This is a genomic window from Bradyrhizobium sp. LTSP857 (genome assembly GCF_000938285.1).
GTDB lineage: Bacteria > Pseudomonadota > Alphaproteobacteria > Rhizobiales > Xanthobacteraceae > Bradyrhizobium.
Window position 1 is genome coordinate 273,199 of record NZ_JYMS01000032.1, and the last position, 13,528, is coordinate 286,726.

11 protein-coding genes and 1 pseudogene are annotated in these 13,528 nt (G+C 65.3%); 7 read left to right on the forward strand and 5 right to left on the reverse strand.

What is annotated here, in order from left to right; translation table 11 throughout:
* Positions 1-43: 43 nt before the first annotated feature.
* On the reverse strand, positions 44-1,834 hold the full coding sequence (locus UP06_RS22070; protein ID WP_045005706.1) for an acyl-CoA dehydrogenase C-terminal domain-containing protein: 1,791 nt from the start codon (positions 1,832-1,834) through the stop codon (positions 44-46).
* 40 nt (positions 1,835-1,874) lie between these two features.
* Positions 1,875-2,258 carry a nuclear transport factor 2 family protein gene (locus UP06_RS22075; protein WP_045005708.1) on the reverse strand — a complete coding sequence of 128 codons (384 nt, stop codon included), beginning with the start codon at positions 2,256-2,258 and terminating at the stop codon, positions 1,875-1,877.
* Positions 2,259-2,448: 190 nt separating this feature from the next.
* On the opposite strand from UP06_RS22075, the gene UP06_RS22080 reads away from it, so the two are divergent.
* The 6 genes and pseudogenes from UP06_RS22080 (at position 2,449) to UP06_RS22105 (ending at position 9,855) form a co-directional block, all read left to right on the forward strand.
* A complete protein-coding gene (locus UP06_RS22080) occupies positions 2,449-3,039 on the forward strand; it encodes a PadR family transcriptional regulator (protein ID WP_045005710.1) in 591 nt (196 codons plus the stop codon).
* A 91-nt stretch (positions 3,040-3,130) separates the two neighbouring features.
* Positions 3,131-3,604: an Xre family toxin-antitoxin system antitoxin gene (locus UP06_RS22085; RefSeq protein WP_045005712.1), complete on the forward strand. Its 474-nt coding sequence runs from the start codon at positions 3,131-3,133 to the stop codon at positions 3,602-3,604.
* Positions 3,601-4,104: an RES family NAD+ phosphorylase gene (locus UP06_RS22090; RefSeq protein ID WP_045005714.1), complete on the forward strand. Its 504-nt coding sequence runs from the start codon at positions 3,601-3,603 to the stop codon at positions 4,102-4,104. Before UP06_RS22085 ends, UP06_RS22090 begins: the two co-directional genes overlap by 4 nt.
* Before the next feature lie 246 nt (positions 4,105-4,350).
* Positions 4,351-7,830 (forward strand): tetratricopeptide repeat protein, encoded by a 3,480-nt coding sequence (locus UP06_RS22095; RefSeq protein ID WP_045005716.1) that lies wholly within the window; start codon positions 4,351-4,353, stop codon positions 7,828-7,830.
* A 341-nt stretch (positions 7,831-8,171) separates the two neighbouring features.
* Positions 8,172-9,089: a sulfite exporter TauE/SafE family protein gene (locus tag UP06_RS22100; protein WP_045005718.1), complete on the forward strand. Its 918-nt coding sequence runs from the start codon at positions 8,172-8,174 to the stop codon at positions 9,087-9,089.
* Positions 9,086-9,855, forward strand: a pseudogene (locus tag UP06_RS22105) (TIGR02186 family protein). The gene UP06_RS22100 and the pseudogene UP06_RS22105 overlap by 4 nt, the downstream one beginning before the upstream one ends.
* A gap of 141 nt (positions 9,856-9,996) precedes the next feature.
* Here the strand turns inward: UP06_RS22105 and UP06_RS22110 are convergent.
* Together UP06_RS22110 and UP06_RS22115 are read right to left on the reverse strand one after the other, a co-directional pair.
* Positions 9,997-10,770, reverse strand: a complete 774-nt coding sequence (locus UP06_RS22110) for an MBL fold metallo-hydrolase (protein ID WP_045005805.1) — start codon at positions 10,768-10,770, stop codon at positions 9,997-9,999.
* Between the two features lie 12 nt (positions 10,771-10,782).
* A complete protein-coding gene (locus UP06_RS22115; protein ID WP_045005719.1) occupies positions 10,783-11,691 on the reverse strand; it encodes a DMT family transporter in 909 nt (302 codons plus the stop codon).
* Between the two features lie 98 nt (positions 11,692-11,789).
* Here UP06_RS22115 and UP06_RS22120 point away from each other — a divergent pair, with 98 nt between their 5' ends.
* A complete protein-coding gene (locus UP06_RS22120; RefSeq protein WP_045005806.1) occupies positions 11,790-12,653 on the forward strand; it encodes a LysR family transcriptional regulator in 864 nt (287 codons plus the stop codon).
* 196 nt (positions 12,654-12,849) lie between these two features.
* Here UP06_RS22120 and pdeM read toward each other — a convergent pair whose 3' ends face one another.
* On the reverse strand, positions 12,850-13,521 hold the full coding sequence (pdeM, locus tag UP06_RS22125) for a ligase-associated DNA damage response endonuclease PdeM (protein ID WP_045005722.1): 672 nt from the start codon (positions 13,519-13,521) through the stop codon (positions 12,850-12,852).
* Between the last annotated feature and the right edge of the window lie 7 nt (positions 13,522-13,528).

The following is a 13,528-nucleotide window of genomic DNA, read 5'->3' on the forward strand; positions in this document are numbered from 1 at the left end:
TACGACCGCGACGCGATCGAGATGATGGATGAAGCGAAAACTCTCAGAACGCTTCCGCGGGCAGTTCCATGATGGTGGCGCAGCCGGCCTGAATACGCGCAAGATTGGCCGCGGTCTCCGGCAGCATCCGCTCCATGAAGAAGCGACCGGTGACGAGCTTGGTCGAGAGATAGGGCGTGGCCCCGCTCTCGGCAATCTTGGTCTGCGTCACCTTCGCCATCTTCGTCCACATGTAGCCGAGGGCGACGAAGCCGAAGAGATGCAGATAATCGGTTGCGGCGGCACCGGCATTGTCGGGCTTCGCCATCGCGTTCTGCATCAGCCAGGTGGTGGCCTGCTGGAGATGGCCGAGCGCGGTGGACAGCGGCGCGACATACGGCTTCATCGCCTCGTCGCCGCCGTTCTCCTTGGCGAAGGCCATGACCTCGCCGAAGAACGCCATGATGGCGCGGCCGCCGTCGCGCGGCAGCTTGCGGCCGACGAGGTCGAGCGCCTGGATGCCGTTGGCGCCCTCGTAAATCATCGCAATACGCGCATCGCGCACGAACTGCTCCATGCCCTGCTCGGCGATGTAGCCGTGGCCGCCATACATCTGCTGCGCCTGCACCGCGTTGGCGAAGCCGTACTCGGTGAGAAAGCCCTTCAGCACCGGCGTCATCAGGCCCATGTGATCGTCGGCGGCCTGGCGATCCTTGGGATCCTCCGAGCGATGCGCGACGTCGCTCTTCAGCGCCGTCCACATCACGAAGGCGCGCGCGGCCTCGTTGAAGGCGCGGATCGAGAGCAGCGTGCGGCGCACGTCGGGATGCACGATGATCGGATCGGCAGGCTTGTCCGGCGCCTTTACCCCGGTGAGCGAACGGCCCTGGATGCGCTCGCGCGCGTAAGCGACCGCGTTCTGGTAGGCGACTTCGGACTGCGCGAGACCCTGCACGGCGACGCCGAGGCGGGCCTCGTTCATCATCACGAACATGCCCTGCATGCCCTTGTTCTCTTCGCCGATCAGCCAGCCGGTGGCGCCGTCGTAGTTCATCACGCAGGTGGAATTGCCGTGGATGCCCATCTTGTGCTCGATCGAGCCGCACACCACGCCATTGCGCGCGCCGACCGAACCGTCGGCATTGACAAGGAATTTCGGCACCACGAACAGCGATACGCCCTTGATGCCGGCCGGTGCGCCCTCGACGCGGGCGAGCACGAGGTGGATGATATTGGGAGCGAGGTCATGCTCGCCGGCCGAGATGAAGATCTTGGTGCCGGTGATCCTGAAGCTGCCGTCAGCCTGTCGCACCGCCTTGGTGCGGAGCATGCCGAGATCGGTGCCGCATTGCGGCTCGGTGAGATTCATGGTGCCGGTCCACTCGCCCGCCACCATCTTCGGGACGTAGGTCTTCTTCTGCTCCGGGGTGCCGTGAACGATCAGCGCTGCGGTCGCGCCCATGGTGAGACCGCCATACATCGAGAATGCCATGTTGGCGGAGATCTGGAATTCGTTGACCGCCTGCGAGAGCGTCACTGGCAGGCCCTGACCGCCGAACTCGGTCGGAGCCGACAGGCCGAGCCAGCCGCCCTCGGCGACCTGCTTGAACGCCTCCTTGAAACCCTTCGGCGTGGTGACGCTGCCGTCATCGGCACGCTTGCAGCCTTCGAGATCGCCCACACGATTGAGCGGCTGGAGCACCTCTTCAGAGAGCTTTGCGGCTTCGCCCAGGATTGCTTCACGCACGTCGCTCGACGCATCGGAGAAGCCGGCGAGATTGTCATAGCGGTCGATCTGGAAGACGTCGTTGAGCAGGAAGTTCACGTCTTCGATGGGGGCTTTGTAGATCGGCATGGTGGTCTCCCGGCAAGGGCCTTGAAGTGATGATGTTAGCTTATGACTGGGCAGCAAGCTGCTCCGCCATCAGGCGATGCAGCATGTTGATCGCCTTGAGCGGACGCACCATCACCTTGAAATGGGTGACGCGGCCTTCGCTGTCGAAAGTGATGATGTCGACGCCATTGATCTCGATGCCGTCGATCATGGTCTTGAATTCGAGCACGGCGCCGTTGGCGCTGGTCCACTCGCCGACATAGGTGAAGCCGGGACCACCGAGCACCTTCTCGGCGCTCGCGAGATATTTGAAGGTGATGTCGCGGCCGCGCTGGGGCGAGTGCACGACGGGGCTTTCGAATACGGCGTCGGGATGCAGGAGGTCCCAGAGCGCGGTGCGATCATGGGACTTCATGTAGCCGTACCAGGCGTCGAGGCCGGTCATGGTCAGGTGCCTCCCTAAAGGCCGTGGCAAAAAGCTGAAAAACAACCCCATGCACAGTAGCGCGAACGCTGATTCCATTGAGGTTTTGGGAGCCTCTTTCCGGGCCCGCTTCATATGCATATTGACGCATATGCACCAATGCGCATAAAGTCAAGTCAATTGGTCGAGACTTCTCAAGGGAGCTGGTGCCATGGCACTCGGCGACGCAATCCTCGCATGCCTGACGGAACGTCCGATGACGGGCTACGAGCTTGCCAAGACGTTCGACTCCTCGATCGGCTTCTTCTGGAAGGCCGACCACCAGCAAATCTACCGCGAGCTCTCCAAGCTGCGCGACCGCGGCTACATCCAGGGCCGCGAGGTCGTGCAATCCGGCAAGCCCAATAAACTCATCTATACGCTCACTCCCGAGGGCCGAACAGCGCTGCGGCACTGGGCCGCGCGGCCAAGCACGCCGCCCTCGATCAAGGATGACCTGCTGGTGCGGCTGCATACGCTCGACAGCATCGACATCGAGCCGATGCGGACCGATTTGATGGCCCGGCTGGAGCACCATCGCGACCGCCACGAGAACTACGAGCGGATCCTGAAGAAGCGCTTCCCGGAAGGCACGGCGTCAGGCGTGCTCGACCTCGGCAATCTGCTCCTGCTCCGCCTTGGCGCCCGGCACGAGCAGATGGTGGCCGACTTCTGCGAGGAGACGCTGGAAGCGCTGTCGGCGATGAGCGGCAAGGGTACGGTGGTGCCACTGGAGGACAGCAAGCGCGAGGGCAAGGGCTAGGTCGCCAGTACGGCTGGAATCCTCCGGGCCATCACTTGAAAGCTGCCGCGACACTTGTCATATTGGGAACGACAATTGGCGAGACTAGCTGATGGACGAACTTGCTCAATCTTCTGACGTCGTCCGGCTGGCAGCGGTCGCCCGACTTCTCGGGGGGACCTCGACCTTCCGCAAGATGCCTCGGAGCCCGCTGGAGGCCCACGAGATTCTCCTGCACGGCCTTCCATCCAAGGCGCTGCTGCATTTCGTCGATAACCTCGTGTTTCTACGCTGGGACGATTCGTTCGCCAAGGCGATCGGAATGAGCCACCGAACCTACCAGCGCCATACCGCCGAAGATATTCGGCAGCTCAGCTCCGAGCAGAGCGGGCGCACATGGAAGCTTGCAGAGATATTGGCGAAGGCGACTTCGATTTTCGGATCGAAGGACGAGGCCGAGCAGTGGCTGGAGCGCCCCGCCATCGGCCTCGACCAACGCAAGCCGATCGATCTGCTGGCGACCCCTGCCGGGGTCGAACTCGTCGAAGACTTTCTCGCACGGCTCGAGTACGGCGTTTACGCGTGACGCCGCTTCCCGCACCGCTCGGAGGCTCCGAGCTGGTGGCCTGGCGTCTGGATCAATCCAAATATGCAGCCACCTGGGACCGTGGCGAGGGCGCGTTTCTCGTCGGCGGCCGCTGGAACAGCAGGGGCGTTCGAGCCGTGTACTGTTCGATTGATCCCGCTACGGCGATTCTGGAGGTCGCCGTGCATAAGGGATTTCGCGCACTGGACACGGTGCCTCACGTCATCACGGCGGCAATCATCGATCCGGCCGGAGTCTTCGTGGTCGAGCCCACGGCTGTGCCAAACCCCAATTGGCTGAGGCCGGGGATACCGAGTGCCGGCCAGCAGGCATTCGGGGATGATCTGCTCGCCAGGCACGGGTTCGTTGTGATTCCGAGCGTGGTTTCGACGGCGAGCTGGAATTTGATCTTCGCCGCCGCGAATGCCGCCGGCTTGTACGAGCTGAGATCCCAAGAGCCGTTCGCCCTGGACACGCGCTTACACCCGCCGGGGCGCTAACGCCTACGGGGACATGGCCGGGCTTGTCCCGGGCATGACGAGCATCAGTGCAAGCCGTCCTCCAGGTTCCCGCCGCCCAACTTTAAGCCAGCGGCGACGCGTTCCTTAACCCGTTATTTACCGTAACGGACAAAAGTCGGTTTTCGAGGCAGACGACCCGCGCCGAATTCGGTTGTCTTACAACCGGCACGCGTGGGGAGACTGGAGGCGCCGGGTGGGGCGCCGGAGTCGGAACCGGACAGAGTCATGAATTCGCGCGTATCGTGGAGTGTTGACGGCATCGATCCATCCGTAAGGGAGCGGGCCGAAGCTGCTGCGCGTCGCGCCGGCATGTCCCTCAACGATTGGCTGAACTCCACGCTCGGCGAGACTGCCCCGCCGAACTTTCGCGGACCTTACGAGCAGCGCCAAGATCAACGTCAAGATCAACGTCAGGACCAGCGTCCCGATCCGCGTTCGCCGCAAATGCCAAGCCAAGCACCTAGCCAGGAGAGCCGCGAAGTCGCCGACATCCATCAGCGGCTCGACGCGATCACCCAGCAGATCGAACGAATTTCAAAACCTGCACCGCGCCAGGACTCCTCGCGACCAGACGTCGCGCGCGAGCAGGGCGTCGCGCGCCAGCTCAACGACGCGATCTCGCGCCTCGATGCGCGGCTGTCGCAGATCTCAAAGCCACAACAATCCCAGCCACAGCAGCCCCAGGCGCCACGGCCGGCACCGGTCGAAACGCGCCAGCGCCAGGCCGATCTGGTCGAGCGCGCGGCAGCGCAAGTCTACCGCAACTCACCACCGCTCAGCCCCGCTTCGTTCGACGTCGCAGTCGCCGAGATCACGGCGCGGCAGAGCGAGCTCGATGGATTTGCGCCGCGGCAGCTGCCGCCGCGCGCCGCGCCGTCGATTGCGCCCACAGCGGCCTATGCTACGCCCCTGCCGCCGATGGCACCGCCCACGCCTGCCTACGCTCCGCCGCCACCGCAGCCGGGGCCGGATTTCTCCTTGCTCGAACGGCACCTGCTCAAGATCACGAGCCAGATCGAGTCGCTCCAGCGTCCTGACAATACCGAACAGGCGGTCAACACCTTCCGCTCCGAGCTTGCGGAGATCCGCACCGCCATCACCGAGGCGATGCCGCGCCGCGCGATCGAGTCGATCGAGAACGAAATTCGCTCGCTGCACCGTCGCATCGACGAGACCCGTTCCAACGGCACCGACGGGCAGGCCCTCGCCGGCATCGAGCGCGCGCTATCCGACATCAAGCAGGTGCTGCGCACGCTGACGCCGGCCGAGCAGCTCACCGGCTATGACGAGGCGATCCGCAATCTCGGCACCAAGCTCGACTTGATTTTGCGCGCCAATGACGATCCTTCGACGGTGCGTCAGCTCGAGGGCGCGATCTCGGCGCTGCGCGGCATCGTCTCGAACGTCGCCTCCAACGAAGCGCTGGCACGACTCTCCGAAGATGTGCAGCTGTTGTCGTCCAAGGTCGACCAGGTCACCCGCGCCTCTGGCCACAGCGACAGTTTTGCGGTGCTGGAGCAGCGCATTGCGGCGCTCACCGCCGCGCTGGAAACGCGCGAGCGGCCGCAAGCCACCGAGAGCACCGAGCATCTGGAAAGCGCGATCCGTGCGCTGTCCGAGCGTTTCGACCGCATGCAGGTCGGCAACGACTCGGCCTCTACGTTTACGCATCTCGAACAGCGGGTCTCCTATCTGCTGGAGCGGATCGAAGCCACCTCCGATCAGCGCGGCGGCAATTTCAGCCGCGTCGAAGACGGGCTGCACGACATCCTGCGCCACCTCGAGCGGCAGCAGGCGACCTATTCCGCGCTCGCTGAAAGCCGCAGTTCGTCGCAGCCAGCCGATTCCGGCGTGGTCGACCTCGTCAAGCGCGAGCTTTCCGACATCCGCTTCAGCCACGCCGAGACCAACCGCAGCACCCAGGATTCGCTGGAGGCCGTGCACAACACGCTCGGCCATGTTGTCGATCGCCTCTCCATGATCGAGGGTGATCTGCGCGCGGTGCGCACCGCGCCGCCGGCCCCTGCGCCGCAACCGATGCAGCAGGCGATGCCCGAGCCCATGTCGATGGCTGCTCAGGTCGAGCCGGCACCGATCGCGCGCGAGCAACGGCCGCAGCCACAGCAGCCGAAATACGATCCAAAGCCCGAGCTGCAAAATCCCGCCGCCGCGCAACACGCGCATAGCGCTTTCGTGGCCGCACCGCGCGAATTCCATGCCGCTGCACCTGCCGCGCCGCCGCCGATGCCGATGGCGCCGCCGGTCCCGCCGCGCGCGATCAGCGAAATCCTGGAGCCGCACACCGCACCTGCGCGCGCCGCGATAACGCCCGAATTGCCGCCGGATCATCCGCTCGAGCCGGGCACCCGTCCGGGCGGACGCGCCGCCACGCCGTCGGAGCGCATTGCCGCGTCCGAAAGCGCGATCAGCGAAATTCCTGCCGCACCAAAAGAGCCGGTGTCGTCGTCGAGCTTCATCGCAGCCGCGCGCCGCGCGGCGCAGGCTGCCGCCGCACAACCGCCCGAAAAGCCCGCGCGCGGCGTCAAGGCCGCAATCGCGGCCCGCGTCAAGGACAAGGGCCAGGACGGCGGCTCGACCATCACCTCGAAGATCCGCTCGCTGCTGGTCGGCGCGAGCGTGGTCGTGATCGTGCTCGGCACCTTCAAGATGGCGATGAACCTACTCGAAGGCGGCAGCACGCAGCCGGCGCCGCAGGCGATGGAGAATTCCAGCGAGCCCGCGCCGCAGGCGCCGCCGCCGGTCGAGATCAAGCCCGCCGCGCCCGAGCAGGTCACCCCATCGATGACCTCGCCGACGCCGATCGGAAAGCAGTCCCTCAACAATCCCGCCCCGGCTGCAACGAACCCCAGTGGGACGGCTTCGGTCGAAATCCCGCCCGCCCCCGCCGCAGCGCCACCTTCCAGCGACGTCACCGGCGCGCTGTCGGGCGCGAGCCGCGCGCGGCTCGGCGTCGTCCAGGTGCCGCCGAGCGAGAAGCTGCCTGACGGCATCGGCGGCCCAAGCTTGCGCACCGCCGCGATGAAGGGCGATGCGACCGCGGCCTACGAGATCGGCGTGCGCTTTGCCGAGGGCAAGGGCGTGGCTGCGAATTACGACGAAGCCGCCAAATGGTATGACCGCGCGGCGCAGGCCGGCGTGGTGCCCGCGACCTTCCGCCTCGGCACGCTCTACGAAAAGGGCCTCGGCGTGAAGAAGGACGCCGACATCGCCCGCCGCTACTACACGCAGGCGGCAGAGCGCGGCAACGCCAAGGCGATGCACAATCTCGCGGTGCTCGACGCCGATGGCGGCGGACGCGGCGCCAATTACAAGAGCGCGGCGCAGTGGTTCCGCAAGGCCGCCGACCGCGGCGTCGCCGACAGCCAGTTCAACCTCGGCATCCTCTATGCCCGCGGCATCGGCGTGGAGCAGAACCTCGCCGAGTCCTACAAATGGTTCACCCTTGCGGCCGCCCAGGGTGACGCGGATGCTGCCGGCAAGCGCGACGACGTCGCCAAGCGTCTCGATCCGCAGTCGCTCGCCGCCGCCAAGCTTGCGATCCAGACCTTCAGCACCGAGCCGCAGCCCGACGACGCCGTCAACGTGACGACGCCCGCTGGCGGCTGGGACGGTAGTCCGCAGGCGAGCACGAAGCCGGCACCGAAGCCGGTCGCGAGCAAGAAGTCAGCGTCCGCGGTGCGTTGAGAGCGGTCGCTCAGCCCTCTCTGACGACAAATCTGTCCAAGTCGTCTCTCTCCAAGTCGTCCTGGCGAAAGCCAGGACCCATTACCACAAGCAGTCGTCGTTGAAGGACGCTGTGGCCACAGCTCGCCGCGATAACAACCGATCGGGATAATGGGTCCTGGCTTTCGCCAGGACGACATTGGAGAGCTACGGCGCTTCGATACCCTCGTCACGCCCATTCACCACGCCTCAAATTCCTGATCCGGGCCCTCGCGAATTCGGCTATTGAAGAGCGCGGCAATCGTTCTGCCCTTCCTCCGAGCATTCCGCGAAATCGATCCGTCTCGCCGGAGCGTGGTCCGATGCAGCTTTATCTTCCGATCGCCGATCTGCCGGTCAACGTGTTCCTGGTGCTGGCGATGGGCGCCGCGGTCGGCTTCGTCTCCGGCATGTTCGGGATCGGCGGCGGATTTCTGATGACGCCGCTGCTGATCTTCATCGGCATCACGCCGGCGGTCGCGGTCGCTTCCGTTGCGAGCCATATCGCGGCCTCGTCCTTCTCCGGCGCGCTGTCCTATTGGCGACGGCGCGCGATCGATCCGGCGCTGGCAAGCGTGCTGTTGTGTGGCGGGGTGACCGGCACGGCGCTGGGCGTGTGGACATTCACGCAGCTCCGCGCACTCGGCCAGCTCGATTTGATGATTGCGCTGTCCTACGTGGTCCTGCTCGGCACGGTCGGCAGCCTGATGTTCTCCGAAGGCCTGCGCGCGCTGATGCGAACCCGCCGTGGCGCCATTCCGCCACGGCGCACGCACAACTGGATCCACGGACTGCCGCTGAAAATGCGGTTCAAGCGCTCGAAGATCTATCTGTCGGTGATTCCCGTCGTGATCGTCGGCCTCGTGATCGGCTTTATCGGCGCCATCATGGGCATCGGCGGCGGCTTCATCCTGGTACCGATCATGATCTATCTGCTGCGGGTGCCGACCTCGACGGTGATCGGGACCTCGATGGTCCTGACGCTGGTCACGATGCTGTTCGCGACCCTGCTGCATGCCGTGACCAATCACCTGGTCGATGCCGTGCTGGCGCTGATCCTGATGGTCGGCGGCGTCACCGGCGCGCAGTTCGGCGCGCGCGCGGGCCAGAAAATCCGCGGCGAGCAGTTGCGGCTACTGCTTGGCCTGCTGATCCTCTCGGTCGGCATCCGCTTTGCGGTCGAGCTGGTGATCCGGCCCGAGGATCTCTTCACCATCCGCGAGATGGGAGCGAGCGGATGATGCGCGCGCTGTTAGCGGCTCTCCTCGTCCTGCTGTTCGGCTCCGCCGCGCGGGCCGAACGGCTGATCGTGTCGGTCTCCAACCACCGCGTCACGGTGACGCCGAACTATTCCGGCGAGGAGCTGGTGCTGTTCGGCTCGGTGGAGAAGGACGCCACGACGCCCGCGGACCGCTCGAGCTATGACCTCGTGGTCACCGTGATGGGCCCGCGCGCCGACATGGTGACGCGGCGCAGGGAGCGCACCTTCGGGATCTGGATCAATACCGACTACCGGCAGTTCTTGCAGGTCCCGAGCTATCTCGCGCTGTTCGCCAACCGTCCGTTCGACCGCATCACCTCGCCCGAGATCGCGCGGCGGCAGCAGATCGGCCTCAACAACGTGCTGCTGACCCAACGCGTCAGCGGCGATTTTGCCGACGTGGTGCCGAACGACGCGTTCCGCTCCGCCTTCATCCGCCTGCGCACGCAGCGCGGGCTCTATCGCGAGGATGCGAGTGCGGTGACGTTCTTGACGCCAACACTGTTCCGCACCGGCATTCCGCTGCCGGCGGAGGTGCCGATCGGCACCTATGAGGTCGAGATCAAGCTGTTCGCGAACGGCGCGTTCGTCGGCAAGACCGCGACGACATTCGAGATCGTCAAGGTCGGCTTCGAGCATTCGTCGCGACGACCGCGCGGCAGAACGGATTGGTCTATGGCCTGGTCACGGCGGCGATGGCGTTGATGACGGGGTGGATGGCGTCGATCGTGTTTCGGAAGGATTGAGGGAGCTCCACTCGCCCCTCTCGTCATCGCCCGGCTTGACCGGGCGATCCAGTATCCAGAGGCTTGCGTTGGAGGGCTCGCTCTCACAACATCCGCCGCGGCATACTGGATGCCCGCCTTCGCGGGGCATGACAGCTGAGGCTACGGCGCCTCCACCACCGTCGGCACGCCCGGCTCCAGCAATCGCAGCCGCGGCCCGAAGCCCAGCACGTCAAACGTCTTGCGCAGATCCTCGCTGTTCTGGCGGAAATGCGCCCAGCCTTCGGTGTGCAGGGGCACGATCATCGCATCGGGAAAGGCGCGCGCGGTCTCGATGGTATCGTTGGTGTCCATGGTGAGATGGAACGGCCCGCGCGTTTGCGCAGCACCCGCGAACGGCAGCACCACGCCGCATTTGAAGCGGCGCGCAACTTCGGCGACGCCGTCGAACCAGGTGGTGTCGCCGCTGATATAGACCGGGCGCGTATCCTTGCGGCTCGACGACACCACGAAGCCGATGACGTCACCTGACAACGGCTCGATGCCGGCCGGGCCGTGGCGTGCGGGCGTTGCGGTGATCGTCAGCGCATTGCCGTCTCGGTCTTTGAGGTGGGCGGTGGCCCAGGGCGCGAGGCCCTCGACATGGCCGCCGAGGCGCTTGGCGCCGGCCTCTGTCGTCAGCACACGCTTCGCATGCTTGAGAAACTCGCGACCGGAATTGTCGAGATTGTCCGAATGCTGGTCATGGCTCAGCAGGACCGCATCAACCGGACCGATCGCGTCAGCCTTCAACGCGGGGCCGATCGTTTTCTCCAGCTTCACATGCGGCAGCTCATAGGCACCGGGCGCATCGAACGTCGGGTCCGTGAGCAGGCGAAAGCCGTCGATCTCGATCAGCGCGGTGGGACCGCCGATCAGGGTGATGGAAATGGGCATGATCAACTCCTCTTAAGAGATCGATTTGGCGGGCCGCGTCACCAGATAAATGCCGAGCGCGACCGGGACGATGCCGAGCAGGTCGCGCGCCTCGACATGCTCGCCGAGCACGAGGAAGGCGAACAGCATGCCGAGCGGCGGCATGACGAAATGATAGGCACTTGCCGTGGTCGCGCCACACACTTTCAGGAGATGAAACCAGAGCCAATAGGCCAGGATCGAACCGCCAAGCACGAGGAAGGCGAAGGCGCCGATCAGGCCCGGTGTGACATCGATCGCATGGACGTCGGCGAAGGTGAGCGCGATCGGTGTCAGCACGATTCCGGCGGCGAGATTTTGCACGCCGTTGCCGATCCACAGGCTCCCCTTCGGCGCGAGCAGCTTGAATAGGATGGTGCCGGCGACGATGGAGGCGAGCGAAGCCAGCGTGAACATGATGCCGTGCAGTGAGTCGGTGCCGACTGACAGGCGGTGCCAGACGATCGCCGTCACGCCGATGATGCCGAGCAGGAGGCCGCTCGCCTTGCGCCAGGTCATGCCTTCGCCGAGCAGCAGCGCGGCGAGCGCCGCCGTGAATACCGGATTGGCCGAGACGATCAGGCCGCCGAGGCCGGCGGAGACCGATTGCAGGCCGGTATAGCCAAGCCCGAGATAGAGCGCGTTGTTGGCAATGCCGAGCACGGCAAAGATCGCGGCATCGCGCCACGACAGCGACCAGTCGCCGCGGATCATCGTGGCGCCGAGGATCAAAATGCCGGCGAGCGAGAAGCGCGCGGCGAGCAGGATCAGCGGCGGACAATGGGTGACGCCGATCTTGCCGGCGACGAAGGCATAGCTCCAGAGCAGGCAGAACACGCCGATAGCGAGCGGCAGGGTGTTGAAGCGGCTGCGGGGAGCGGGAAGCGAGGTGGCGAGCGACATGAGGGCATTCTCCTGAGCCTTCGATCTAGAGACCCGGCTTGTCATTTGGAAATTAAATGATTAACTTCTGATCAGTGGATTTTCGAATGGAGGCGCCCATGCTCGATCTCGAGCTTCTGCGCAGTTTCGTCTCGGTGGTCGATGCCGGCGGCTTCACCCGCGCCGGCGAGCGCGTCCACCGCACGCAATCGACCGTGAGCCAGCAGATCAAGCGGCTGGAAGAGGATGTCGGCCAGGTGCTGCTGCATCGTGACGGCAAGGACGTGCGCCCGACCGAGGCCGGCGAGCGGCTGCTGTCTTATGCGCGGCGGCTGCTCACGCTCGCCGAGGAGGCGCGCGACGTGCTGCGCGAACCCGACAGCGAAGGCGCGATCCGGCTCGGCATTCCCGAGGATTTTGCCGCGTATCAACTGGCGAAACTGCTGGGGACGTTCGCGCGTTCGCATCCGGGCCTGCGGCTCGATGTGCGTGCCGACCAGAGCAAGAATCTCGCCCGCGATCTCGAACGCGGCGAGCTTGATCTGGCGCTCTACAAGCGCGAGGCCGGCGAGAAGGGCGCCATTGCGGTGTGGCCGGAGCAGGTGCACTGGGTCACCAGCAAGAGCCATCCGATCCACGCGGATGTCGCTTCCGTGCCGCTGATCGGTTTTCCGCTCGGCTGTCTCTATCGCGCCGGCGCCATCCACGCGCTGGAAAGCGCGGGGCGCATTTGGCACATGTCGTACACCTCATCGAGCCTCGCCGGCATCCAGGCCGCGGTCGCCGCCGGCATGGGCTTGAGCATTTTGTCCGAGATGTCGATCCAGGCGGATCACCGCGTGCTGACGGCGAAGGATGGCTTTGCGCCGATCAACCGGACCGAAGTGGCGCTAATGGCTTCGCCCGGCGCCAGCCCCGCGACGCTGCGACTTGCGGATCGGCTCGCGGAGTTCTGCGATGATGTGCAGGCGAAGGCAGCGTAGTCGCCACTAGCTCGGTCTGTTCCCTCCCCCCTTGCGGGGGAGGGCTAGGGAGAGGGGTGCCACACAGGGACTCTCTCGATTCAAGCGAATGTCCGGCCGCCTAACGCGCACCTTTTCCTTGGCTACCCCTCTCCCCCGCCCTCCCCCGCAAGGGGGGAGGGAGCGCAGTTGTGCGAGCAGCCCGCAGCGCGCCTCTTCAATAACACCGTGACGCCGCGATCGCGTGCACGCGGCGGTCGCCGAGGAGATGCGCGACAAAACCGTTCTTCGGAAAGATCTTTGCGAACGCGGCGTCGCGGATGCTGAGACCACCGGCATAGGCGCCGAAGGCAGGCATCACGGCGCGTTCGCCGTCACTGGCAAAACACCGCCGCTCCATCGAACGGCCGCGCGTGGAAACGCGCGCCTTGGGATGGAGATGGCCGGCGATCTCGCCGTGCGCGCCGGTCGGCTCGTGGCGGAAGGTGATCGAGCCGATCGCGACTTCGTCGGCGACGGTGCCGCCGAGATCGCGCGGCAATGCCGGATCGTGATTGCCGGAGATCCAGATCCAGTCGCGCCCCGACTGGAGTGCGCCCACGGCAGCGCGATCCTCCGCCGTCAGGCGTCCATGCGCGGTGCGATCATGAAAACTGTCGCCGAGCGCGATGACGATTCGGGGTTCATGGCGGGAGATGACAGCAGCGAGCCGACTGAGCGTCGCGATGGTATCGTAGGGCGGCAGCAGCACGCCGCGCGTGGCGAAGCTGGACCCTTTTTCCAGGTGCAGGTCAGAGACGACGAGCAGGCGCTGTTCCTCCCAGAAGAGAGCACCGGAGAGGTCGGCCGCGAACGTCACGCCGCTGATGCTGACCTTCGAAACGCGCATGTCCTCA